The 23,391-nt window shown below is 65.5% G+C and carries 18 protein-coding genes and 2 tRNA genes; 13 read left to right on the forward strand and 7 right to left on the reverse strand.

The window, feature by feature from the left end:
• Nucleotides 1-49: 49 nt before the first annotated feature.
• Together HOP59_RS02335 and HOP59_RS02340 are read right to left on the reverse strand one after the other, a co-directional pair.
• On the reverse strand, nt 50-1,807 hold the full coding sequence (locus HOP59_RS02335; RefSeq protein ID WP_234252682.1) for a methyl-accepting chemotaxis protein: 1,758 nt from the start codon (nt 1,805-1,807) through the stop codon (nt 50-52).
• A 119-nt stretch (nt 1,808-1,926) separates the two neighbouring features.
• Nucleotides 1,927-2,742: an acyl-CoA thioesterase gene (locus HOP59_RS02340; RefSeq protein WP_234252683.1), complete on the reverse strand. Its 816-nt coding sequence runs from the start codon at nt 2,740-2,742 to the stop codon at nt 1,927-1,929.
• A 62-nt stretch (nt 2,743-2,804) separates the two neighbouring features.
• Here HOP59_RS02340 and tadA point away from each other — a divergent pair, with 62 nt between their 5' ends.
• Nucleotides 2,805-3,296 carry a tRNA adenosine(34) deaminase TadA gene (tadA, locus tag HOP59_RS02345; protein ID WP_010629751.1) on the forward strand — a complete coding sequence of 164 codons (492 nt, stop codon included), beginning with the start codon at nt 2,805-2,807 and terminating at the stop codon, nt 3,294-3,296.
• Here tadA and HOP59_RS02350 read toward each other — a convergent pair.
• The gene (locus HOP59_RS02350) at nt 3,273-5,249 is read right to left on the reverse strand and encodes a GGDEF domain-containing protein (RefSeq protein WP_234252684.1); all 1,977 of its coding nucleotides are present in this window, start codon (nt 5,247-5,249) and stop codon (nt 3,273-3,275) included. The two genes, tadA and HOP59_RS02350, sit on opposite strands and share 24 nt — an antisense overlap.
• Nucleotides 5,250-5,258: 9 nt before the next feature.
• Entirely contained in the window at nt 5,259-6,728 is a 1,470-nt protein-coding gene (mltF, locus tag HOP59_RS02355) for a membrane-bound lytic murein transglycosylase MltF (RefSeq protein WP_010629749.1), read from the reverse strand.
• A 153-nt stretch (nt 6,729-6,881) separates the two neighbouring features.
• On the opposite strand from mltF, the gene purL reads away from it, so the two are divergent.
• Nucleotides 6,882-10,847 carry a phosphoribosylformylglycinamidine synthase gene (gene purL, locus HOP59_RS02360; RefSeq protein ID WP_234252685.1) on the forward strand — a complete coding sequence of 1,322 codons (3,966 nt, stop codon included), beginning with the start codon at nt 6,882-6,884 and terminating at the stop codon, nt 10,845-10,847.
• A 132-nt stretch (nt 10,848-10,979) separates the two neighbouring features.
• On the opposite strand, the gene HOP59_RS02365 is transcribed toward purL, so the two are convergent.
• A complete protein-coding gene (locus HOP59_RS02365) occupies nt 10,980-11,471 on the reverse strand; it encodes a hypothetical protein (protein WP_234252686.1) in 492 nt (163 codons plus the stop codon).
• A 327-nt stretch (nt 11,472-11,798) separates the two neighbouring features.
• Between HOP59_RS02365 and HOP59_RS02370 the strand changes: the two genes are divergently transcribed.
• Together HOP59_RS02370 and HOP59_RS02375 are read left to right on the forward strand one after the other, a co-directional pair.
• Complete coding sequence (locus tag HOP59_RS02370) at nt 11,799-12,593, forward strand: crotonase/enoyl-CoA hydratase family protein (RefSeq protein WP_234252687.1); 795 nt, start codon at nt 11,799-11,801, stop codon at nt 12,591-12,593.
• A gap of 9 nt (nt 12,594-12,602) precedes the next feature.
• Complete coding sequence (locus tag HOP59_RS02375) at nt 12,603-14,471, forward strand: DEAD/DEAH box helicase family protein (RefSeq protein ID WP_338073318.1); 1,869 nt, start codon at nt 12,603-12,605, stop codon at nt 14,469-14,471.
• Between the two features lie 29 nt (nt 14,472-14,500).
• Here HOP59_RS02375 and HOP59_RS02380 read toward each other — a convergent pair whose 3' ends face one another.
• Entirely contained in the window at nt 14,501-15,094 is a 594-nt protein-coding gene (locus HOP59_RS02380) for a bactofilin family protein (RefSeq protein WP_234252688.1), read from the reverse strand.
• 270 nt (nt 15,095-15,364) lie between these two features.
• Here HOP59_RS02380 and HOP59_RS02385 point away from each other — a divergent pair, with 270 nt between their 5' ends.
• The 7 genes from HOP59_RS02385 (at nt 15,365) to nadA (ending at nt 20,355) form a co-directional block, all read left to right on the forward strand.
• The gene (locus HOP59_RS02385) at nt 15,365-15,967 is read left to right on the forward strand and encodes a bactofilin family protein (RefSeq protein ID WP_234252689.1); all 603 of its coding nucleotides are present in this window, start codon (nt 15,365-15,367) and stop codon (nt 15,965-15,967) included.
• A gap of 66 nt (nt 15,968-16,033) precedes the next feature.
• Entirely contained in the window at nt 16,034-17,053 is a 1,020-nt protein-coding gene (locus HOP59_RS02390; protein WP_234252690.1) for a segregation and condensation protein A, read from the forward strand.
• On the forward strand, nt 17,050-17,949 hold the full coding sequence (scpB, locus tag HOP59_RS02395; protein ID WP_234252691.1) for an SMC-Scp complex subunit ScpB: 900 nt from the start codon (nt 17,050-17,052) through the stop codon (nt 17,947-17,949). Before HOP59_RS02390 ends, scpB begins: the two co-directional genes overlap by 4 nt.
• Nucleotides 17,946-18,812, forward strand: coding sequence for a 23S rRNA pseudouridine(2605) synthase RluB (rluB, locus tag HOP59_RS02400; RefSeq protein ID WP_010629738.1), 867 nt, complete (start codon nt 17,946-17,948; stop codon nt 18,810-18,812). The genes scpB and rluB overlap by 4 nt, the downstream gene beginning before the upstream one ends.
• Before the next feature lie 111 nt (nt 18,813-18,923).
• A tRNA-Lys gene (locus tag HOP59_RS02405) sits at nt 18,924-18,999 on the forward strand.
• 31 nt (nt 19,000-19,030) lie between these two features.
• Nucleotides 19,031-19,106, forward strand: a tRNA-Lys gene (locus HOP59_RS02410).
• Between the two features lie 220 nt (nt 19,107-19,326).
• The gene (gene nadA / locus HOP59_RS02415; protein WP_026038273.1) at nt 19,327-20,355 is read left to right on the forward strand and encodes a quinolinate synthase NadA; all 1,029 of its coding nucleotides are present in this window, start codon (nt 19,327-19,329) and stop codon (nt 20,353-20,355) included.
• A gap of 59 nt (nt 20,356-20,414) precedes the next feature.
• Here nadA and HOP59_RS02420 read toward each other — a convergent pair whose 3' ends face one another.
• Nucleotides 20,415-21,872, reverse strand: coding sequence for a M48 family metalloprotease (locus HOP59_RS02420; RefSeq protein ID WP_234252692.1), 1,458 nt, complete (start codon nt 21,870-21,872; stop codon nt 20,415-20,417).
• A 134-nt stretch (nt 21,873-22,006) separates the two neighbouring features.
• On the opposite strand from HOP59_RS02420, the gene HOP59_RS02425 reads away from it, so the two are divergent.
• Nucleotides 22,007-22,255 carry a sulfurtransferase TusA family protein gene (locus tag HOP59_RS02425; protein ID WP_010629735.1) on the forward strand — a complete coding sequence of 83 codons (249 nt, stop codon included), beginning with the start codon at nt 22,007-22,009 and terminating at the stop codon, nt 22,253-22,255.
• Nucleotides 22,252-23,361, forward strand: a complete 1,110-nt coding sequence (locus HOP59_RS02430) for an AI-2E family transporter (RefSeq protein WP_010629734.1) — start codon at nt 22,252-22,254, stop codon at nt 23,359-23,361. The genes HOP59_RS02425 and HOP59_RS02430 overlap by 4 nt, the downstream gene beginning before the upstream one ends.
• The last annotated feature ends 30 nt before the right edge of the window (nt 23,362-23,391 follow it).

The raw sequence follows: 23,391 nt of genomic DNA on the forward strand, positions 1-23,391 counted from the left end.
TGACTGGCCAGGGCGGGCATTAGCCCGCCCTGGCTGCTGTTGGACCGACTCAGAAGGTTTCCCACTCCTCATCGGCCTGGCGTGCCTGGTGCGGCTTGGGATCTGTGGCAGGGCGAGGCAGTGCGGCACGCGGCTTGGCCGCTGTGGCAGGCCGTCGCATCGCAGCTTGAGCATGACCATCTTCGCCGAGTACGAAGGTGCCAATCAGCTCGCTCAGGTGCTGAGTGTGGCGTCGCATCTCGCCGGCGGTGGTGCTGGTGTGCTGCACCATGGCGGCATTCTGCTGGGTCATGGTATCCATTTCTGCCACGGCAACGTTGATCTGGCCGATGCCGGCGTTCTGCTCCCGGGCCCCGGCGCTGATCTCGGCAATGACGTCATTGACCCTTGCGACGCTGGTAACGATCTCGCGCATGGTCTCGCCGGCACGCTGAACGATGGCGCTGCCGTCGCGGGCATGGCTCACGGAAGTGTCGATCAGAGCGCGGATTTCCCGGGCGGCTTCGCCCGAACGGCTGGCCAGTGAGCGGACTTCCTGGGCCACCACGGCAAAACCGCGACCGTGCTCACCGGCCCGTGCCGCCTCGACCGAGGCATTCAGCGCCAGAATGTTGGTCTGGAAGGCGATTCCGTCGATCAGGCCGATGATCTCGGCGATACGCTGCGAGGAGGTGTCGATGTCGCTCATGGTGCGCTCGACCTGCTGCATTGCGGCTTCCCCTTCGCGGGCGACCTGGGAGGTGGCAATGACCAACTGATTGGCCTGCTCGGCCGACTCGGCGCTGTGGTTCACCGTGGCAGTAATCTCCTCCATCGAGGCGGAGGTCTCCTGCAGGTTGGCGGCGGCCTGCTCGGTACGAGTGGCCAGCTCGTCGCTGCCCTGGGCGATTTCCTCTGCGGCCTGGTGCACGCTGGTGGTGCTGCGCCGCACGTCGCGCAGGGTCTCCTGCATGCGTGAGACGAAGGCGTTGAACTGGGCGGCCAGCTCGCCGATCTCGTCGCGGCTCTCGATTTTCAGACGACGCGTCAAATCGCCCTGGCCCTTGGCGATGTCGCGCATGGCCTCGGCGGTGCGGCGGATGGGCTGCACGGTGCGACGTACGAGCCACACCGAGACCGCTGCTACGATGATGAAGATCGCAAGTCCGGTGAGGGTGGAAATCACGATAGAGCGACGCAGCTCTGCCGCTGCCAGCACTCCGGCTTCGGCCATGGAAGCGTCGATGTCGGTGATATAGACGCCGGCACCCAGCATCCAGTCGAACTCGGGCACGTTAGTGGCATAAGAGTACTTCGGCTCGATGTCGTTGGTGCCGGGATACTCCCAAGGGTAGGCATAGAAGCCGCCACCCTGCCGCGCGACGTCGATCAGATCGCGAATGATGTAGGCGCCGTCCGGTGCCTGAACGCCGAGCATGTTGGTGCCTTCGCGGTGGGGCATGGGGGCGGTGGCGACATTGAGCCCGTCGTACTGGTAAGCGAAGACGTAGTTGTTACCTTCGAACTGGATGGCGCGCACGATTGCCGCGGCACGCTCGCGCTTCTCGCCATCGCTCAGGCTGGCATCCTGCAGGATGGGTCGTATGGCCGTGCGGGCGCTCTCGACGACGTCGCGAACGCCGGCTTGGCGAGTCTCGATCAGCAGCTGTCGCTGGCGGTCTAGCGCATCCTGGCTGCTCTGGATGCGGCTATAGGCATCCAGGGCCACCAGGCCGACGGTCGTCAAGAGCAGCGGAACAAGTACCAACAGCAGGATACGGGCCTGCAGGCCCAGCGCAGAGGAGGCTTTTATGGCCGATTCTTTCATGTTTATGATCTCGGGACTAAGTAAGGCTTGTACGGGAGGCAAGCACTTACTTACATCGGCCGAAAACCATGAAACTTGACGCTAAAATGTTCTTAACCTTAGTCGTAATGTTCTTAACTTTAGTTGTGTAGCCGGGTCAGCCCCTCCTGGGCGGTGGAGGCGACCAGCCGGCCGCTGCGGTCGTAGATACTGCCGCGGGCGAACCCTCGGGCAGCGCCGGCCCAGGGGCTGTCCATGTCGTAGAGCAGCCAGTCGTTGATCTGCACATCGTGGTGGAACCACAGCGCGTGGTCGAGGCTGGCGATCTGCAGTTTGGGGTCGCGGAAGGTGATACCGTGGGGCACCAGCGCCGTAGTCAGCAGGTTGAAGTCGGAGCTGTAGGCCAGCAGGTAGCGGTGCAGGGCAGGATCGTCGGGCAGCTCGCCGGTGAGACGGAACCACAGCCGTTTGCGTGAAGGCTGCCCCGGCTCGGCTTCGTCGCCCAGGTGCAGGAACTCGATGGGGTGACCGGGAAAGCGCTCCAGGCGGGCGCTGGGGTCCTGGGCCAGGGCCTCGGGCGTTGCCAGTTGGGGCATCGCCATCTGGTGCGCCATGCTCTCTTCGCGGCCATGAAAGGAGGCGCTGCAGAAGAAGATCGGGCGCCCCTTCTGAATGGCGGTGACACGCCGGGTGGTGAAGCTGGCGCCATCGCGTACGCTGTCGACCTGATAGACTACCGGGCGGTGAGGATCGCCTGGACGCAGGAAGTAGCCATGCAACGAATGCGCCTGGCGCGAGGCATCTACCGTGCGGGTGGCCGCCGAAAGCGCCTGGCCGAGTACCTGGCCGCCGAACAGCTGTGGCAGACCCAGGTCCTGGCTGCGGCCGCGGAACAGGTTCTCCTCGATCTCTTCCAGGCCGAGTAGGGCGACGAGCTGGTTCAGGGCGTCGGACATGTGGCTTCCTCAGGGCGTATCATACGATTGTTTCAGGCATCAGCATAACGGAGTCCACGCCGATGCGCAGTGACGAATTCTACATGCATCGGGCGCTGGACCAGGCCCGTGAAGGGCTGGCGGCCGGCGAGGTGCCGGTGGGGGCGGTGGTGGTGAGCCCGGCCGGAGAGATCGTGGGAGTGGGCTTCAATGCGCCCATCTCGGGTCACGATCCCAGCGCTCATGCCGAGATTCGTGCCCTGCGCGATGCCGCCCGGCGGCTGGGCAACTATCGTCTGGATGGGTGCACGCTCTACGTCACCTTGGAGCCCTGCCTGATGTGTACCGGGGCGATCATCCATGCGCGCATCGCCCGGCTGGTCTACGGGGCGGCGGAGCCGCGCACCGGCATGGTCGAATCGAAGGCCAACCTGTTCGCCCAGCCCTGGCACAATCATCGGGTCACGGTTGAGGGTGGCGTGCTGGCCGCGCGTGCCGCCAAGCTGCTCAAGGCCTTCTTCGAGGCCCGGCGAGAGCGTGACGAAGCGGCATCAGGCCCGCTCGGCGATCACTAGTGGCGGAGCCGCCTTGACCCGGTTGCGGCCCTCGGCCTTGGCGCGATAGAGGGCGTCGTCGGCGGCCTGCATGATGACGGCAACGTCCAACGGGCCGTCGATCAGCGTGACCACGCCTATGCTGGCGGTCAGAGGTTGGCCGTCATGGTGCAGCAACTTGGCATCCACGAGATGTCGGCGCAGCGTATCGGCGATGTCCAGCGCCTGGATGGCATCGACCTGTGGCAGGCAGGCGACGAACTCCTCGCCACCGTAACGGGCGAACAGTCCGCCTTGCGGTTCGATCAGCTCGCGCCCTATCTGGCCCAGTTCAATCAGGTAGCGATCTCCCACCAGGTGGCCCTGGTGATCGTTGATGTGCTTGAAATGATCCACATCGCAGATCAATACGCTCAGCGGACGCTGTGCTCCATTGGCCTCGAGCGCCTCCATGAACAGGCGCCGGTTGGGTAGTCGTGTCAGTTCGTCATGCCGGGCAAGCCACTCGACCTCCTCCTGAAGTTGGCTACGCATGCGAATTTCGCGCCGCAGCACCCGGTTGGTGTCGCGTACCCGCCGATGCTGGCGTGCCAGGCGGGTGTAGCCGTGCAGCACCAGGTAGAGCAGATAGGCCAGGGTAAGCCCGGTGATCAGCGTGACCACCGGGTGGCGCGGCAGGCGCTGCAGCAGCTGGGCATGACTGGGTTGGACGCTGAGCAGCAGCGGTGTGCCTGCCACGTCGAGCTGTGTCTGGTGGTGCCAGGGCGCGAGCCGTGTGTCAGGCATTCGGTTGGCCAGGATTTGCTCTCCCTGGCTGAGAACCAAGCCAAAGTGACGGCCATCTACCTCACGAAACAACGCCTCGGCCAGCATCGGTAGCCCGATGACCATGGCGACGGCGCCGAGAGTACGCTGCCCATCAGTGGGAATCGGCAGGTAATGAATGATGCCGGGTACGCCCTGCAGCAGCATGATTACGTCGGTTCGGCCGATGCGCTGTTCGAACAGCGCCCGGTTCACGGCCTCGCGCCCGGCGGGCTGTACATCGAAGAGGCGCGCACCTAGCACTTGAAGGTTGATGTCGCTGGGTGGGTAGACGCGAGTAAGGCGACTGTCGGGATCGATGAAGGCGATATTGAGCAGATAGCGAAAATCGCGATGATACAGCGTTGCCTGGCGCGACCATTCTTCCTGGCTGGGAGGCGCATCGAACAGCGTCCAGACGTTGGCGAAGCGCTCCACCGCCGTCAAATGATCCTGAATTTCACGCGTGAGGCGCTGGCCGAGCTGCCTGGCTTCCGCCGCGACGGTGCCGTGCAGCTCCCGCTCGGTCACGTTTTTCTGGTGATACCACAGCAGCAGCACGGCCAGCACGAGAGCCAGAGAGGGCACCAGAGCCCGCCTGAGTGGAGCGGCGTGAAGTCGCCAGCCCGGCAGCGCAGCCACGCTCAGACCGGCCAGCAGTAGCCCCAGGGACAGCGTGGTCCAGAGGCCGGCTGCCATTCGCAGCAGTGGCGCCTCCGGAGCGGCAGCGTCGAGCAGTCCTTGTGCACTCAGCAGCACGGCCATGACCAGCAACAGCGGGCCGCCCAGCGTGGACTGAGAGTGGGTGGCGATGAGTACGGCTACGAGAATCAGGCTCAGGGTCGTCAGTAAGGCCGGACGCCATACCTCCAGCGTCAACCCCTGGGCCAGACCGTGGCTCATGGCGTCCCAGCTTTCCAATGTCACCCAGTATTCCGGCAGGGCATAGCTGGCCAGGGCCAGGGTCAGCGGCAGCATCACGGCACCTACCACCCCCTTGGCCAGCGACCGCCCACCCAGCAGCATCATCAACTGAGCCAGGATGAGCAGTCCGGCAAGGCCCAGCGTGACGATCTCGTGCAAGGGGGCCTGGTCGCCGCCCACGCCGACGAGCCCCAGGGTAAGGGGAACGAATGCCAGGCTGGTCAACAGGGTGGCATGGCGGGACATGGGTACCCTCTACTGGTGGAGGGGGGAGATGATATCGAACAACGGGAATTCCTCATCCACGCCATTTGGCGCTTCGTTCAACTGCAGATACTGCTGCTGGCTGCGGTCGACGTACGACAGGATCTCGTAGTAGCGGCGAATGTTGCGCACGTAGATCACCGGCTCGCCGCCCCGCGCATAACCATGACGGGTCTTGCTGTGCCATTCGCGCTTCTGCAGCAGCGGTAGCGCCTCGCGTACGTCTTCCCAGCTGTTGGGGTCTCCACCCAGTTCCTCGGCGATACGGCGGGCATCGTACAGATGCCCAAGCCCGACGTTGTAGGCTGCCATGGCCATGTAGAGGCGGTCGTCTCCTTGTATCGACTCGGGCAGCCGATCCTTTAACTGACGCAGGTAGCGTGCCCCACCGTCGACGCTCTGCACCGGATCGAGGCGGTCACTCACGCCCATCTCACCGGCGGTGGGCAGGGTCAGCATCATCAGCCCCCGCACGCCGGTAGGCGAGGTGGCCTCGGGGTCCCAGTGCGACTCCTGATAGCCCAGCGCAGCCAGCAGCTTCCAATCGAAGCCCGTGTTACGCGCTGCTTCGCGAAACAGCTCGGCATAGGTGGGCAGGCGCTCGTTGAGGTGCGCGATGAAGACCCGCGCGCCGACGTACTCAAGGTAATCGTCATGGCCGAAGTGCCGGGCCACCAGTTCGTCGAGCACGCCTGCCTGTTTCAAGCCGTACAGGAAACGGTTGGCCGCCTGTTGCAGCCCCAGGCCGCCGCTGGCAGGAAAGGCCCAGGCCATGGAGAGTGGCTTGCCCAACGGAAAACCTCGCTCCACGCCGGGGAAGAAGATCCGGTTGATGCGGAACTGATGCTCGAAGACCACGGCGGCATCCAGGTAGCCACCTTCCACCTGACTCAACAGCTCGGCGACTTCCACCTCCGAGGATTCGCGCCACCCGAGCTCCGGATGTTCCGCCTGCAGCTCGCGCAGCACGCGATCGGTGCCCGAGCCGCGGATGGTGCCGATGGTCAGGCCGGCGAGAGCTTCCGGGTCTTTCACCGGCGGCAGGCCGCGACGATAGACCAGCAGCGGTTGCAGGTCGAGGATCGGGCGACTATAGATAAGGTCGGGTTGAGTCAGATCCAGTGGCAGGGCCGCCGCCGCCAGATCGCCCTCCTGACGCACCGCGTCCAGCGCGCTTTGAATGTGGTGCCGGGCATCCAGTGTCAGGCTGACGCCGAGATACTCGGCGAAACGGCGCATCAGCTCGTACTCGAATCCGGTCGGGCCGTGACGCCCCTCGTAATAGGTGGTTGGCGTATTGCGCGTATGGATGCTTATGAAGTCGCGCTCGCGCACCTCTTCCAGCAGTCCGCTGACAGGCTTGAAATGGCGGTAGGGGGTCAGGCACAGGACGACCCCCAGCAGCAGTATGGCGGCCAGGCGCAGACGGCTCAGCAATATACGATTCGCGAACTCGGGCATTCAGCTGACGATCGGCGATGAGAGCTTCACGATAACGGCCCGAGACACGGCTGTCATCCGCTGCATTTCGTCTGCCCGCTGCTTTCCAGTATCATAGCGCCTTTCTTCGCCGCCGCGCGGCCCTTCCTCCGCTTGCTTCAGAGGCTTCAAGACATGCTCGAACTTCGAGGCGCGCCTGCCCTTTCCGCTTTCCGTCACGACAAGCTGCTGGCTGCCCTGCGCGCACGGGTTCCCGAGGTCGAGTCCCTGCACGCTTCCTACGTGCACTTCGTGGATATCGACGGTGAGCTATCCGACGATGAACGGAGCCTGCTCGGCCAGTTGCTCGACTATGGCATCAAAGACGACGGCGTCAAAGACGGTGCCCAGGGAGATGCCGACGGCCAGCTGTTCCTGGTGGTGCCGCGTATCGGCACCCAGTCGCCGTGGTCGTCCAAGGCCACCGATATCGCCCGCAACTGCGGCCTGGCGCGGGTGCGCCGCCTCGAGCGGGGTGTCGCCTATCGCGTAGCGCTCAAGGCGCCGATGTCGGAAGCGGCCTTCATGGCGATCCGCGAGACTCTGCACGACCGCATGACTGAGAGCGTGCTGGTCGATGCCTCCGATGCCGCCCAGCTGTTCGCCCATCACGAGCCGGCCCCGCTGGGGCGGGTGGACATTCTCGAGGGCGGCCGGGCGGCGCTGGAGCAGGCCAACGTCGCGCTGGGTCTGGCCCTGGCCGAGGACGAGATCGACTACCTGGTCGAGGCGTTCCGCGAGCTTGCGCGCAACCCCACCGACGTCGAACTGATGATGTTCGCCCAGGCCAACTCCGAGCACTGCCGGCACAAGATCTTCAACGCCGACTGGGTGATCGACGGCGAGGCGCAGAGCCATTCGCTGTTCAAGATGATCAAGAACACCTATCAGACCTCGCCGGGCGGCATTCTCTCCGCCTACAGCGACAACGCCGCGGTGATCGAGGGCAGCGAGGCGGGGCGCTTCTTCGCCGCCCCGCTGACCGGCAAGGCCGCCGAGCGTGCCGTTTACGCCGCGCATCGCGAGCCGATCCATATCCTGATGAAGGTGGAAACCCATAACCATCCCACCGCCATCGCGCCCTATCCGGGGGCGGCCACCGGCGCCGGCGGCGAGATTCGCGACGAGGGGGCCACGGGCATCGGCTCCAAGCCCAAGGCGGGCCTGACCGGCTTCACCGTGTCCAACCTGCGCATTCCCGAGTTCGTCCAGCCCTGGGAAGCCTTCGACTACGGCAAGCCCGAGCGCATGCAGTCGGCGCTGGCCATCATGCTCGAAGGGCCCATCGGTGGGGCCTCGTTCAACAACGAGTTCGGCCGCCCCAATCTGACCGGCTACTTCCGCACCTACGAGCAGGACACCCTGGGTGCCGGCGGCATCGAGCGGCGCGGCTATCACAAGCCGATCATGCTCGCCGGCGGTTACGGCAACATTCGCGATGGCCACGTCCAGAAGGGCGAGATTCCGGTCGGCGGCAAGCTGATCGTGCTGGGCGGCCCGGCCATGCTGATCGGCCTGGGCGGCGGCGCCGCCTCGTCGATGGCCTCCGGCACCTCCAGCGCCGATCTCGACTTTGCCTCGGTACAGCGCGACAACGCCGAGATCGAGCGCCGCGCTCAGGAAGTGATCGACCGCTGCTGGGCGTTGGGCGAAGCCAACCCCATCCGCTTCATTCACGACGTCGGCGCCGGCGGGCTCTCCAATGCCTTGCCGGAGCTGGTCAAGGACGGCGGGCGCGGCGGCCTGTTCGACCTGCGTGCGGTGCCCAACGCCGAGCCGGGCATGAGCCCGCTGGAGATCTGGTGCAACGAAGCCCAGGAGCGCTACGTGCTGGCGGTGGCGCCCGAGGATCTCGACACCTTCGATGCGCTGTGTGCCCGCGAACGCTGCCCCTACGCGGTGGTCGGCGAGGCCACCGAGGCGCATCACCTGGAGGTGCGCGACGGCCACTTCGAGGCCCAGTCCATGGCCAGCAAGCCGGTCGACCTGCCGATGAGCGTGCTGTTCGGCAAGCCGCCGAAGATGCAGCGCGAGTTCCAGCGCCAGTCGCTGGAGCTGCCCGGCGTGATGCTCGACAACCTCGACCTGCGCGAGGCCATGGAGCGCGTGCTGCGCCTGCCCACGGTGGCCTCCAAGAGCTTTCTGATCACCATCGGCGACCGCTCCATCACCGGCATGGTGGCCCGCGACCAGATGGTCGGTCCGTGGCAGGTGCCGGTGGCCGACGTCGCCGTGACCACGGCGAGCTACGACACCCATGCCGGCGAGGCGATGGCCATGGGCGAGCGCCCGCCGGTAGCGCTGATCGATCCGGGCGCCAGCGCCCGCCTGGCGGTAGCCGAGACCATCACCAACCTGGCAGCCGCGCCGATCGCCAAGCTGTCCGACATCAAGCTTTCCGCCAACTGGATGAGTGCCGCGGATCACGTCGGTGAGAACCAGGCGCTGTTCGATGCCGTTCACGCCGTAGGCATGGAGCTGTGCCCGCAGCTCGGCATTGCCATTCCGGTGGGCAAGGATTCCATGTCCATGCGCACCGCCTGGCAGGCCGAGAGCGACAAGGGCGAGAGCGAAGAGAAGAGCATCACCGCACCGCTGTCGCTGGTGGTCACCGGCTTCGCCCCGGTCACCGATGCGCTGAAGACCCTGACGCCGCAGATCAACCTGGAGCAGGACGAATCCGATCTGATCCTGATCGATCTGGGCGGCGGCAAGAACCGTCTGGGCGGCTCGGCGCTGGCGCAGGTCTACGGTCAGCTCGGCAACGAGTGCCCCGACCTCGACGATCCCGAGGATCTCAAGGCGTTCTTCGCCGTGATCCAGGGGCTCAACGCCGACGGCAAGCTGCTGGCCTACCACGACCGCAGCGACGGCGGCCTGCTGGTCACGCTGCTGGAGATGGCTTTCGCCGCCCATGCCGGTCTCGAGATCAAGCTCGATTGGCTGATCGACGAGCCGACCCAGGCGGTGGATGCGCTGTTCGCCGAGGAGCTCGGTGCGGTGATCCAGGTCAATCGTCAGTACACCGAAGAGGTGTTGGCCCAGTTCGCCGCTGCGGGTATCGAGACCTGTGGCGTCATCGCCCGGCCGCGCTACGATGACCAGGTACGCGTGACCCTGTTCGAGGAGCCGCTGCTCGAGACCACCCGGCTGCTGGCCCAGCGTACCTGGGCCGAGACCAGCTATCGCATGCAGGCGCTGCGCGACAACCCCGACTGCGCCAAGAGCGAGTTCGACGGCCTGCTCGACGGTCGCGACCCGGGCCTCTCGGCGAGCCCCGCCTTCGACGTGAACGAGGATGTCGCGGCACCCTTCGTCAACACTGCACGCCCGGCAGTGGCCATTCTGCGCGAGCAGGGGGTCAATGGCCACCTGGAGATGGCCTGGGCCTTCCACCACGCCGGCTTCGAGTCGGTGGACGTGCACATGAGCGACATCCTCGCTGGACGTGTCGATCTCGCCTCGTTCAAGGGGCTCGTCGCCTGCGGTGGCTTCTCCTATGGCGACGTGCTGGGAGCTGGTGGCGGCTGGGCCAAGTCGGTGTTGTTCAACCCGCGGGCGCGGGAGCAGTTCGCGGCATTCTTCGAGCGCGACGACAGCTTCGGCCTCGGCGTGTGCAATGGCTGCCAGATGTTCTCCCAACTGAAGGAGCTGATTCCCGGCGCCGACAGCTGGCCGCGCTTCGTGCGTAACGAATCCGAGCAGTTCGAGGCTCGGGTGGCGATGGTTCAGGTGGAGCAGAGTCCCTCGATCCTGCTTGCCGGTATGGAAGGCTCGCGGCTGCCGATCGCCGTGGCTCACGGCGAAGGGCGCGCCGAGTTCCGCGACAGCGCCCACCTGCGCAGCATGCAGGGCAGTGCCCAGGTTGCCCTGCGCTATGTCGACAACTATGGCCAGGTTACCACCCACTATCCGTCCAACCCCAACGGCTCGCCTTCCGGCATCACCGGACTCACCACGCCGGATGGACGGGTGACCATCATGATGCCGCACCCCGAGCGTGTGGTACGGGCGGTCACCAACTCCTGGCGGCCTGCGGAATGGACCCGCGACGGGGCCTGGATGCGGCTGTTCCGCAATGCCAGGATATGGCTGGGCTGATCTTGCCCCGGTCTCGAATGGGAATCGAGGCGGGCAAATGAAAGAGGCGGCCTCGGGCCGCCTCTTTGCTTCATGCTGTTCTGGCTGATCCCTGCCTTGGCCTCACAACTCCGAGGGGCGGGATTGACGCCCTCAGGCGCGCTGTTCCATCTGCCTCGGTTCGCTGCGTGAGGCGACGAAGCCCTCCAGTACCACATGCTCTGCCTGCTTCTGCTTGATGATCGCTGTCTGCGCCGGGTACAGCGCCGTCACGGTGCTGGCTTCGCGCAGATGCTTGTGGAAATGCAGAGAGTGCTCGGCATCGATGATCGCCTGGGTCAGGGTCTCGTGTGCCTGAAGCGGTGTATCGATGAACAAGGGCGGTGACATGACCTGTGCTGCCTGTTTGGCAGGGTCGTCCGGCAGGCCCAGTTGATGCGAAAGACGGCGCAGCTCCTCGACACGCATTTCGCACTGGATGCCGAGTGAGGCCATCAGGCGGCTCACGGAGGTGTCGAAGGGTAGAAAGCTGAAGGCAAGCCTTCGGTACCGGGTCACCTCGGCGCGTTCATGGGCATCGGCGAGTGCCAACAGCTCATCCAGCACCAGGGTCCGCCTGGCGATCGTTATTGGTTTTTCTGGCATGGCAGTGTCCTCTTGTCGGAGGCTGAGCATCGGCTGCATCCCTGCTGATTCCGCAGCGCTGGAATGATGCTCGGATAGTGCCCCCAGTTTGCATGACCTTCATCAAGTTTCGCGACGTTTAGGTCTGAAGAACCAGTGATTCCATCCACCGGTGTGACGCGAACCACCCGTATCCCCATCGCCCTTGGGTGGTCTCGTCCGACACGGCACTGAGTTTTCACTATAGTCGAACTACGGAAGAATCCATCGAAGAAAAATGAAACGAAGGTTTGACAACTGTAGCCGTCGCGCCAGACTGCCGGGACCAACGACAAGAGGCTGCGAGGCATGACCAGAGAAGTCTTTCATGAGCGGGTGACGCTGGAATTTCAGGATCATGTCGCCGAGGTGACGTTGGTGCGACCCCGTGAGCACAACGGCCTCGATTGGGCGATGATCGACGCCCTGCTGGCGGCGCAGCAGTACCTGGCCGAACTCGAGGGGCTGCGCGCCGTCGTGCTGCAGGGCGAGGGGGAGAGCTTCTGCGCCGGGCTCGACATGGCCACCATCATGTCTCGTCCCGAACGGCTGCCCTCGCTGCTGGCACCCGATGAGCACGGCATCAATCCGGTACAGCGTCTGGCGCTGGGTTGGCGCGATGCCGGCGTGCCGGTGATCGCTGCACTGCAAGGACACGTCTACGGCGGCGGGCTGCAGATCGCCCTGGCCGCCGATGTTCGCGTGGTGCATCCCGAGGCCCGGCTGGCACTGCTGGAGATCGTCTGGGGCATCATTCCCGATATGGGCATCAGCGTGACAGGCGAGACGATTCGTAGCGACGTGCTGCGAGAGCTGGCCTGGACCGGGCGCAAGGTGAGCGCTGAGGAAGCCGTTGCGCTGGGTCTCGCCACGCGTCTGGCCGATGACCCGCGGCGTACCGCGCGAGACATCGCCACGGCGGTGGCGGCGCGCTCGCCCAGAGCGGTGGCTGCAGCGCGAGAGCTCTTCATCCGCGCCCCCGCCATGTCAGAGCGCGAGCGCCTGGCGCTGGAGGCCAGCCTGCAGCGCGGCCTGCTCGGCGGCGAGGAGCAACTGGAAGCGGTGGCGGCCAGGATGGCCGGCCGCGAGCCGCGCTTCACCTGACCTGAGCACGTGACAACCGCCACTCCACCTGACACTGCCGCCCCTTCGCTGCGCCCCTACCAGCAGGAGGCGGTGCGCCGCGTGGTGACCCATTTCCGTACCAGCGACGAGCCGGCGGTGGTGGTGCTACCCACCGGCAGCGGCAAGTCGCTGGTCATCGCCGAGCTGGCGCGGCTCGCCCGCGGGCGGGTGCTGGTGCTGGCCCACGTGCGCGAGCTGGTGGAGCAGAACCATGCCAAGTACCTGGCCTATGGCCACGAGGCGGACATCTTCAGTGCCGGCCTGGGGCGCAAGGAGAGCACCCGCCAGGTGGTGTTCGGTTCGGTACAGTCGGTAGTGCGCAACCTGGGGTTGTTCGACGACAGTAATTTCACTCTGCTGGTGATCGATGAGTGCCACCGCGTCGCGCCGGACAAGGACGCCAGCTATCGTCGCGTGATCGAAGCGCTCAGGCAGGCCAATCCGCGGCTCAAGGTGCTGGGCCTCACTGCCACGCCCTATCGCCTGGGCCAAGGCTTCATCTATTACCGTCACCACCACGGCATGGTGCGGGGTGACGACGACTGCTTCTTTCGCGACTGCGTGTTCGAGCAGCCGCTGCGGCTGATGGTCAAGCAGGGCTATCTGGCCGAACCCAGGCGCGTGGATGCCGCCGTCGAGCGCTACGACTTTTCCGCGCTGGTGCCGGGGGCGGGCGGTTTGTTCCGGGAAGAGGAGCTCAACCGGGTGGCGGCGGGCAATCGCGCCACGCCGGGTATCGTCGCCGAAATCGTCGAGCGTGCCCGCAGCCGTCAGGGCGTGATGCTGTTCGCCGCCAGCGTGGCCCATGCCGAGGAGGTGCTTGGCTATCTGCCGGCCGCCGAGGCAGCGCTGATCACCGGCGAAACGCCATTGCGGGAGCGCGAGCGCATCATCGCCGCCTTCAAGGCCCGTGAGCTCAAGTACCTGGTCAACGTGGCGGTGCTCACCACCGGCTTCGACGCGCCACATGTCGATCTGATCGCCATTCTGCGGCCCACCGAGTCGGTGAGTCTCTACCAGCAGATCGTCGGTCGCGGCCTGCGCCTAGCCCCTGGCAAGCGCGACTGTCTGATCCTCGATTACGCCGGCAACCCGTGGGATCTCTACGCGCCGGAAGTGGGCAGCCCGCGCCCGGCCTCGGACACCGAGCCGGTACAGGTCGAATGCCCCGCCTGCGGCCACGCCAACCTGTTCTGGGGCCGCAAGGAGGGCGAGATCGTCATCGAGCACTTCGGGCGGCGCTGTCAGGGGCTCGTTGAACGCGAAAAAACAGCAACGACAGCGGATGGCGCTGATAGAAAGCATGGCGCGGCTTCGGGCGCCGATAGAAAGCAGGGCGCGGCTTCGGGCGCCTGTAAACAGTATCAGTGCTCGTTTCGCTTCCGCTTCAAGGTGTGCGGCGAGTGTGGTGCCGAGAACGACATTGCCGCGCGGCGCTGCCACGGCTGCCAGACCCTGCTGGTCGACGCCGACGACAAGCTCAAGGAGGCGCTGCGCCTCAGGGATGCCCGGGTGCTGCGGGTGGCCGGCATGCAGCTCGAGGCCACCGTCAACGGCCGCGGGTTGCCGCGGCTCAAGGTCACCTACCACGACGAGGACGGGACGAGCCTGAGCGAGTGGTTCGCCCTGGAAACCCGGGCTCAGCGCGCCGCCTTCGCTGCGGTGTTCCTGCGCCATCACCTGCGTGCGCCAGGCACGCGCTGGCAGCCGCTGAGCGCCGAGGAGGTCATCGCCGAGCGTCGGCGCCTGCGCCATCCCGATTTCGTGGTGGGGCGCAAGGTGGGGCGCCACTGGCAGGTGCGCGAAAAGCTGTTCGACTATACCGGGCGCTATCGCAAGGCCGAGGAGGTGGAGTGAGGCCGGCACTCACGCCGCGGAAGGCGCGATCAGGTCGAGCTTTCCGCCTGCCGGGCATCGTCCGCCAGCTCCGGGGCGCTGTAGGGCTCATCGGCGACGCTTGCCGCTGCGCCGCCTTCATCGATCTTGAGCGATGGGGTGGAGCGAGGCTGTCGGCTGGCGGCGGGCTCGCCGAATGCTCTCTTGAGCAGCTCGTGCTCGGGATCCATGTCGATACTGCCCTGGAAGGTGCTGCCGTCTTCGAGCATCAGGCATGGCGCGACGATCATGCCTCTGACACTGGCGCCCTTGTGAACCGTGGCGCGATGCGACGCCACGAGGTTGCCCTCGACTTCGCCTGAAACGTGCAGCGTGTGGGCGTAAACGTCACCGTTGACGCAACTACCGCTCCCCAGGGTGACGGTGTTCTGCTTGCAGGTGATGGTTCCCTGCACGTATCCCGCCACGGTCAGATCCTCATCGGCATCGATGTCGCCGTGCACGCGGGTGTGGCTACCGATGACCGACACGCTGGAGCGTGTCGTCGAGGTCTCCTGCCGAGCTGAGAGAGATTGGCCGCTGGCGGAGGCGACGACGTCCGCCGCGACGGCTTCCGGTTGACGAGTCTTTGTCTTGTGGAACACGCAAACCTCCTGGAGGTGAGAGTCTCGATACCCGGCGCCGTGAATCACGCTGCCCCTGGGTTCGGTATTTCCCCTATACTCGACCGATTCTCGTTCGTCGTCGTACCGAGCCCTTGGCGGGCATGGGGGCTGATCGAACATGGGTCGAACGAGCCTACCTCGCTTTCGGTGTCGGCAAAGCGTGGAGCTGGGCGGGATCCAAGGGGTATTTTTCGCTACCGTCCCCGCGGGCGGGGATCTATAAGAAAGCTCCAAGGTATGGAGAAGGGCATGGGCATTCAGACATGGTTCATCTTTCTCGGCGTGGCCGCCATGACGCTGATCGTCTGGGATGGCAGACGGCGCAAGGGCCGGCGCCGTGCAGCGGACGCCGGCTCGTCGACGGAGCTCGCAGCGCCCCTGCCGGTTGTTCAGGCAAACCAGCAGGCGGCTGTACCGGTGAGCGAACCGACGGACGGGGCGGTCAGGGCCGAGGTGCGGAGAACGGTCGTGCCGCATGTTGAAGAGGGCAGCCGCATCGGCATGGCAACTCGTGTGCTGGGCAATCTTATCGCTCGCGAGCCGGTCGTGATCAAGGGCAGCATAGAGGGCGCCGTCATCGCCCAGGACCATCATGTCATGGTGACGATGAGCGGCAGGGTATCCTCACACTTGGAAGGTCGCGAGGTCAGCGTCGATGGGCAGGTGGCGGGCGTGGTCAAGGCCGGGGACAAGCTCACGCTGCTGTCGCGGGCTCGCGTCGAGGGGAGCCTGGCGGCCGAGCGTCTCGAGTGCCTCGCCGGTGCCCACATCCGAGGGGAAGTCGCGGCGCTGGGGCTGTCCGGTGGGGCAACGCTGGTGGCCTGTGCCCAGGCCGAGCCGGGCTTACCCTGATCCTGCACTCTTGCTAGACTGAGTGATCGACCTTCAGACCAGCCCAGCCGAGAGGCCAGCCCCCGCGTGAGCGAGACGCCCCCCACGGCTGTTGCCGAGCAGCCGGCCGCGAGCGACGCCGAGACCCAGTCGGCGGTGATGGCGCGGCTGTTCGACGAGCCGATCACCGAGCTTCCCGAGGATCTCTACATCCCGCCGGAGGCGCTGCGCATCTTCCTCGAAGCGTTCGAGGGGCCGCTCGACCTGTTGCTCTATCTCATTCGCCGCCAAAATCTGGATATCCTGGCCATCGACGTGGCAGCCATCACGCGCCAGTACATCGAGTACGTGGAGCTGATGAAGGCGATGGAGATCGAACTGGCAGGGGAGTACCTGCTGATGGCGGCGATGCTGGCCGAAATCAAGTCGCGCACCTTGCTGCCGCGCCCCCCGAAAGAGGGGGGCGACGAGGCGGAGGAGGACCCCCGCGCCGAATTGATCCGCCGCCTGCAGGAATACGAGCAGCTCAAGAGTGCTGCCGAGGCGCTGGCCGAGCTGCCGCGGGTGGGGCGCGACTGGTTCCCGGCGCGGGCGGCGCTGCCGCCATTGCAGGCCCGGGTGATCCATCCCGAGGTGGAGCTCGACGAGCTGCTCGGTGCGCTGGCCGGCATCCTGCGTCGTGCCGAGCTCAACCAGGCTCACCAGGTGGGGCGCGAAGTGCTCTCGACCCGGGAGCGCATGTTGGCCATCATGGATCGCCTGAACCACGAACACTACACCCCCTTCGAGGCACTGTTCACGCTGGAGGAGGGGCGCGCGGGGGTGATCGTCACCTTCATGGCCATACTCGAGCTGGCCAAGGAAGCAATGATCGAGATCGTGCAGAATGCGCCGCTGTCGCCGATCCACGTGCGCGCCCGGGCGCCGCGGGAGTACAGCGAGGAAGCGGCCTTTGACGACGATGGGGCCGACGTCGAAAGTCCCTTTGCCGAAAGTCCTTTTGTCGAGAGTCCCTGTGCCGAAGGGCCCGATTTTGAGGAGCCCGGTTTTGAAGAGTCAGGCGCCGAAAGGGAGGAGAGCATGTCCCGGGGAGATGACCGCTCATGACCGCCATGGAGCTGCCCGACAGCCTCGATGAAATTCTCGAGGCGGCACTGCTGGCAGCGGCCGAGCCGCTGTCGCTGGAGCGGCTCGAGGGTCTGTTCGACGACCATGAGCGGCCTCAGCGGCGCAGCCTGCGCGAGGCGCTCGAGCGGGTGGGGCTGCGCCACGAGCGGGGGGCGCTCGAGCTGATCGAAACCGCTTCTGGCTACCAGTTGCGCATTCGTCCACGGCTTTCGCCCTGGGTGTCGCGGCTGTGGGATGAGCGCCCGCAGCGCTATTCCCGGGCGCTGCTGGAGACTCTGGCGCTGATCGCCTATCGTCAGCCGGTGACCCGCGGCGATATCGAGGAGGTGCGCGGTGTGGCGGTGAGTAGTTCGATCATGCGCACCCTGGCCGAACGCGGCTGGATTCGCGTGGTCGGACAGCGTGACGTGCCCGGGCGGCCGGCGGTTTACGCCACCACGCGGCAGTTCCTCGACGACTTCGGTCTCAAGACCCTGGACGAGCTGCCGCCCATGCATGAACTCAAGGGCATGGCCGAGCCGCTGTTCGAGGACGAGGCGCCGCCACCGCCCAGCCCCCTGCTGGAGCAGGCCGGCGAGGCGGCGAGCGGTGACGAGGATGAAACCGAGGACGTTACGCTCGACGACATCGAAGACGATTCGTTCGACGACGAGGCGTTCGACGACGAACCCATGGACGAGCGTATCGCCGCAGAGGCTACGCTTGACCCAACGACGGCCGGGATGGCCGACGAAACACACGCCGGGAAGGCGTCCGACAGGCCGGGACTGAGCTTCGCCGATCTCGAAGCGCGCCTGGCCGAACGTGCCCGCACCAGCGTCGACGATGACGGCGGAGCGGGGGCGGAATCCACCGTAGACGAGAAGTCAGAATGACGAGCAACACGGAAAAACTGCAGAAGGTTCTGGCCCGCGCCGGACTGGGCTCGCGCCGCGAGATGGAAGCGGCCATTGAGGCCGGTCGCGTCAAGGTCAACGGCAAGGTCGCCACTCTCGGCGACCGCATCGAGATGCGCGACCGCGTCAGCTTCGACGACCGCCCGGTGACCCTGCGCGGGGCCGAGGAGACGCCGCGCCGCGTGATCATGTACAACAAGCCGGAAGGCGAGCTGTGCACGCGCAAGGATCCGGAAGGCCGCCGCACGGTGTTCGAACGCCTGCCGCGCCTGAAGGGCGAGCGCTGGATCGCCATCGGCCGTCTCGACATCAACACCAGCGGCCTGCTGCTGTTCACCACCGACGGCGAGTTGGCCAACCGGCTGATGCATCCCAGCACCCAGGTCGAGCGCGAGTACGCCGTGCGCGTGATGGGGGAGGTGCGCAAGGAGCACGTGGTGGCCATGGTCGAGGGCGTGATGCTCGAAGACGGGCCGGCGCGTTTCACCGACGTCCAGGAGTTCGGCGGCGAAGGTATCAATACCTGGTTCCACGTGGTGATCACGGAAGGGCGCAACCGTGAGGTGCGGCGGCTGTGGGAGTCCCAGGGACTGACGGTGAGCCGGCTCAAGCGGGTGCGCTACGGCAACATCTTCCTCGACAAGCGGGCCAAGGCGGGGGAGTGGGTTGAGCTGTCCCAGGACGAGATCGACGACCTGGCGCTCTCCGCCGGCATGGAACCGCGCAAGGTGCCCGAGCTCACCCCGGATGAGAAGAACCGCTGGAGCCGCGACAAGAACAAGCGGCGCCCGGTGCAGGCGATGCGTAAGCCCAAGAGCACCAAGAGCCCCAAAGGGCGTTAGGCCTTGCATGAGAGCATGCCCGCGCTTTCCCGGCGCGGGCATGCTCGCCTAAAGTCAAAAAAGTCCTTGCCAGTGAAGGGTGTGATCAGTAATATCTGCACCCGTTCGGAAGGGTCGTTAGCTCAGTTGGTAGAGCAGTTGGCTTTTAACCAATTGGTCGTAGGTTCGAATCCTACACGACCCACCATTCCGGACCTGGAAGCTTGTTTGCAAGTGCTGGGTCGTTAGCTCAGTTGGTAGAGCAGTTGGCTTTTAACCAATTGGTCGTAGGTTCGAATCCTACACGACCCACCAGATTCCACGCCCCTGGCTCTTCGAGTCGGGGGCGTTTTTGTCATGGCTCTACCCTCGATAGTGTGATGTAAGCCAAGAGGTGGTGTAGAATAATAGGATGGGCTGCGATGGCGAGAGACGCCGACGACAGCCTCAGGCGCATCGCCCGTACGGAGCGTACGGTTCACGGTGCACCCGGTACACGCAGGGGGAGCCCCTGCCAGTCACGGTGGTAGACACGATGACGATCATGACTTCCCGAATCGAGGTGCGTGAACACCTCGCCCGCGCCTACTGTCCGACCCGTATTCCGGCCGAGGACGAGGCCCGTATCGACGAGATCAAGCGCCTGCTCGAGCTGCACAACGCGGTGCTCGTCGCTCATTACTATACCGACGATGCGATTCAGCAGCTGGCCGAGGAGACCGGCGGCTGCGTGGCCGACTCGCTGGAGATGGCCCGCTTCGGCGCGCGTCACGACGCCGACACCCTGGTGGTGGCCGGTGTGCGTTTCATGGGCGAGACAGCCAAGATCCTGTCGCCCGAGAAGCGTGTGCTGATGCCCACCCTGGAAGCGACCTGCTCGCTCGACATCGGCTGCCCGGCCGACGAGTTCAGCGCCTTCTGCGACCAGCACCCCGATCGTACCGTGGTGGTCTATGCCAACACCTCGGCGGCGGTGAAGGCACGTGCCGACTGGGTGGTGACCTCCTCCATCGCAGTGGACGTCATCGAGCATCTGCAGGCGCGCGGCGAGAAGATCCTGTGGGCACCGGACAAGCACCTGGGTGGCTACATCCAGCAGAAGACCGGTGCCGACATGCTGCTGTGGGACGGTGCCTGTATCGTCCACGAGGAGTTCAAGGCCAAGGGCATCGAGGACCTCAAGGCCCTCTATCCCGAAGCCGCCGTGCTGGTACATCCCGAGTCGCCGGCTTCGGTGGTGGCGCTGGCCGACGTGGCCGGTTCGACCTCGCAGCTGATCAAAGCGGCCAAGGAGCTGCCGAACGACAAGCTGATCGTGGCCACCGACCGCGGCATCTTCTTCAAGATGCAGCAGATGGTGCCCGAGAAGACCCTGTTCGAGGCGCCTACCGCCGGCAACGGCGCGACCTGCAAGAGCTGCGCCCACTGCCCGTGGATGGCGATGAATGCCCTCGACAACCTGGCCGGCGCCCTGCGCGAGGGCAGCGGCGAGATCTTCGTCGACGCCGAGCTGCGCCGGGCCGCGCTCAAGCCGCTGGAGCGCATGCTCAACTTCCAGAAGTAAAAAGAGGCAGCGTTCTACCTTACGACCTCGAGGCCCGCGCACCAGCGCGGGCCTTTTTGTTACCTGAATTTTTCCATTGTCTCGCGATACCCAACAAAGGCCTCGCGCCGCTGCTCGATGCGCGCCAGGGCGTTGCTGTCGCCGCTTTGCTCGGCAACCTGACGCGCCACGTCGAGCTGGCGAATGGCGCGCTGGATGTCCCCGGTGAGCTGCATGTGCTCGGCCCGGGCCAGATGCCCCCAGGCCTCACGTCCGCTACGCCCGGCGGCTTCGGCAAGCAGGGCGAAGACCTGCGGATCCTCGGAGCGACGCTCGGAGAGGTCGCGCAGGATGCGATAGGCTTCGTTGGGGTCATGCTGCAGCAGCGCCTCGCCCAGGGTGCGGGTGGCCGGCATGTGGCCCGGCATCAGTCGCAGGATGCGTCGGCTGCGCTCGATGGCGTCTTCGTAGCGACCGGCCTGGAAGGCCACGTCGGCGGCGCTGGCAGGGATGATGGCCAGGTCGGGCAACTCCCGGGCGATGGCATCGAGCTGGCTGAGGGCGGTATCGGTCTGACCGTTGTGGGCGGCGATCAGTGCGTCCAGGTAGCGCCGCACAGCTTGGGGGGCGTCGCCCTGGGCCAGGCGGGTCGCCGCCTGCTGCGGATCGCGCTGATTCACCGCCAGCAGAGCCCTGGCGCGCACCAGGTGGTAGCTTGGGTCGCCCTCGCGAGGGCGGATGGCCTCGAGCTGCGAGGCGCGGGCTTCGGCGTCGCTGATACGCGATTCGGTCAGCGGGTGGGTGAGCAGGAACTCCGGCGGATTGCCGCCTTGCAGGCTCACCTGACGCTGCATGGCGCGGAACATCCTGACCATGGCTTCGGGGTCGAAGCCGGCCTGAGCCATGGTCTGCAGGCCGAGGCGGTCGGCCTCCTGCTCGAAGCGCCGCGAGTAGGCCAATTGATCTTGAATGAAGGCGGCCTGAGAGCCCATGGCGGCAGCGATGCCGGCATCGCCGCCGCCGCTGGCAGCGATCAGCATGCCGGCCAGCATCGCGGCCATGGCTGGCAGTTGGGTCTGCTCGGCGCGGGCCTGGCCGCGGGCATAGTGACGCTGCGACAGGTGGCCCAGCTCGTGGGCCAGCACCGAGGCGACTGCATCCTCCTCATCGGCGAAGGCGAACAGGCCGGCATTGACGCCGATCACCCCGCCCGGCACGGCGAAGGCATTGAGCGTCCGGCTGTCCACCAGTACCACCACCGAGCGAGTATCGGACAGGCCGCTGTGGGGCATCAGCCGGCCCAGCAGTGTTTCCACGTATTCCTGGGCGATGGGGTCTTGCCAGATAGGCGCCCGGGCATGGAACTGGCGCAGCCAGGCGCGACCCAGGCGAAACTCCTCGCCGGTCATGGCCTGGCTGGTGCCGGTCAGGCTGGGTAGACCATAGTCGTCCGTAGCAGTGGCAGGAGCGCCCAGGGTCAAGGCCAGCGTCAGGGCGGCAGCGCCAGCGGTCAGGCAGGTTCGGGTCTTGCGCAGCATGTGCCAGTCTCGTTCGAAGCGTCGGTCGGTTTCTCTCCGACATTGATTCGGCCTGCAAAGTGCCTTTAAATCTCAAGGGTTTTACGCTTTCCTGCAAGGCAGCGTGAACCATCGGCATTTTCCCGGGAGACGACATGGCTGTGCAACCTGATGATGTACTCGATGCCTGCGGCCTACCTTGTCCGCTGCCTCTGCTCAAGGCGAAGCAGGCGCTGGCCCGGCTGAAGCCCGGCCAGGTGCTCGAGATCATGGCGACCGATGCCGGCTCCTGGCGCGACTTCGAGACCTTTGCCGACAACAGTATTCATGAACTGTTGCAGCGCGAAGAGCGCGGCGAGGTTTACCACTACTGGCTGCGCAAGGGCGAGGAGCTCGCTTCATGACCTTGCGTGAGGTGTTCAAGGGCTGGATCGAGCACTACTTCTCGGACGAGGAAGCGGTGATCCTGTTGGTCCTGCTGGTGCTCGGCTTCGCCGTGGTGATCCTGTTCGGCCGCATGCTGGCGCCCTTCCTCACGGCGCTGGTGATCGCCTTTCTGCTGCAGGGCGGGGTCAATGCCCTGACCCGACAAGGCGTGCCCCATCTGCTGGCCGTGACGCTGATCTTCCTGGCCTTCATCGGGGTATTGCTGGCCCTGGCGTTCATCCTGATGCCGTTGATATGGAACCAGCTCGTGGGGCTGGTGCAGGAGACGCCACGTATCGTGGCCAGCGGGCAGCGCTGGCTCGATGACGTTCAGGAGCGTTATCCCACCCTGGTCACGCCGGATCAGGTGCAGGAGTGGATCGCGGTGGCGGGGCGTGAGCTGACCCAGTTCGGTCAGCGTGCCCTGACGCTTTCGCTGGCCTCGCTGGGCAACGTGCTGGCGCTGATCATCTACCTGGTACTGGTGCCGATTCTGGTGTTCTTCCTGCTCAAGGATCGCGAGCAACTGGTCGACTTCACGCTCTCGCTGCTGCCGCAGCAGCGTACGCTGATGACGCGCATCTGGCAGGAGATGGATACCCAGATCGCCAACTACGTACGCGGCAAGTTCGTCGAGATCATCATCGTCGGCACGGTGTCGTTCTTTACCTTCGCCTTCTTCGGCCTGCCCTATTCGGCACTGCTGGCCGTGCTGGTAGGGATCTCGGTGCTGGTGCCCTATATCGGTGCCGCCGTGGCCACCTTGCCGGTCGCCGCCGTGGCGGGGTTCCATTTCGGCATGAGCGAGCAGTTCCTCTATGTGCTGATCGCCTACGGCGTGATCCAGGCGCTGGACGGCAACGTGCTGGTGCCGATCCTGTTCTCCGAGGCGGTCAACCTGCATCCGGTGTCGATCATCGTGGCCGTGCTGTTCTTCGGTGGTATCTGGGGCTTCTGGGGCATCTTCTTTGCCATTCCGCTGGCGACGCTGCTCAAGGCGCTGGTGTATGCCTGGCCAAGGGGCATCCGGCAATACCACGACTCACAGCAGTCGGTGGAGCTGGAGCAATCCGCCGAGGAGTGATGGGCCAATGTCCGCCCGGCCACCGGCCGG

Origin of the sequence: Billgrantia aerodenitrificans (assembly GCF_021404405.1) — a bacterium.
Lineage (GTDB): Bacteria > Pseudomonadota > Gammaproteobacteria > Pseudomonadales > Halomonadaceae > Halomonas > Halomonas aerodenitrificans.

Coding starts and splice junctions, on each gene's coding strand:
- HOP59_RS02335 (WP_234252682.1), bottom strand. CDS start 1,807: ATGAAAGAATCGGCCATAAAAGCCTCCTCTGCGCTGGGCCTGCAGGCC.
- HOP59_RS02340 (WP_234252683.1), bottom strand. CDS start 2,742: ATGTCCGACGCCCTGAACCAGCTCGTCGCCCTACTCGGCCTGGAAGAG.
- tadA (WP_010629751.1), top strand. CDS start 2,805: ATGCGCAGTGACGAATTCTACATGCATCGGGCGCTGGACCAGGCCCGT.
- HOP59_RS02350 (WP_234252684.1), bottom strand. CDS start 5,249: ATGTCCCGCCATGCCACCCTGTTGACCAGCCTGGCATTCGTTCCCCTT.
- mltF (WP_010629749.1), bottom strand. CDS start 6,728: ATGCCCGAGTTCGCGAATCGTATATTGCTGAGCCGTCTGCGCCTGGCC.
- purL (WP_234252685.1), top strand. CDS start 6,882: ATGCTCGAACTTCGAGGCGCGCCTGCCCTTTCCGCTTTCCGTCACGAC.
- HOP59_RS02365 (WP_234252686.1), bottom strand. CDS start 11,471: ATGCCAGAAAAACCAATAACGATCGCCAGGCGGACCCTGGTGCTGGAT.
- HOP59_RS02370 (WP_234252687.1), top strand. CDS start 11,799: ATGACCAGAGAAGTCTTTCATGAGCGGGTGACGCTGGAATTTCAGGAT.
- HOP59_RS02385 (WP_234252689.1), top strand. CDS start 15,365: ATGGGCATTCAGACATGGTTCATCTTTCTCGGCGTGGCCGCCATGACG.
- scpB (WP_234252691.1), top strand. CDS start 17,050: ATGACCGCCATGGAGCTGCCCGACAGCCTCGATGAAATTCTCGAGGCG.
- rluB (WP_010629738.1), top strand. CDS start 17,946: ATGACGAGCAACACGGAAAAACTGCAGAAGGTTCTGGCCCGCGCCGGA.
- nadA (WP_026038273.1), top strand. CDS start 19,327: ATGACGATCATGACTTCCCGAATCGAGGTGCGTGAACACCTCGCCCGC.
- HOP59_RS02420 (WP_234252692.1), bottom strand. CDS start 21,872: ATGCTGCGCAAGACCCGAACCTGCCTGACCGCTGGCGCTGCCGCCCTG.
- HOP59_RS02425 (WP_010629735.1), top strand. CDS start 22,007: ATGGCTGTGCAACCTGATGATGTACTCGATGCCTGCGGCCTACCTTGT.
- HOP59_RS02430 (WP_010629734.1), top strand. CDS start 22,252: ATGACCTTGCGTGAGGTGTTCAAGGGCTGGATCGAGCACTACTTCTCG.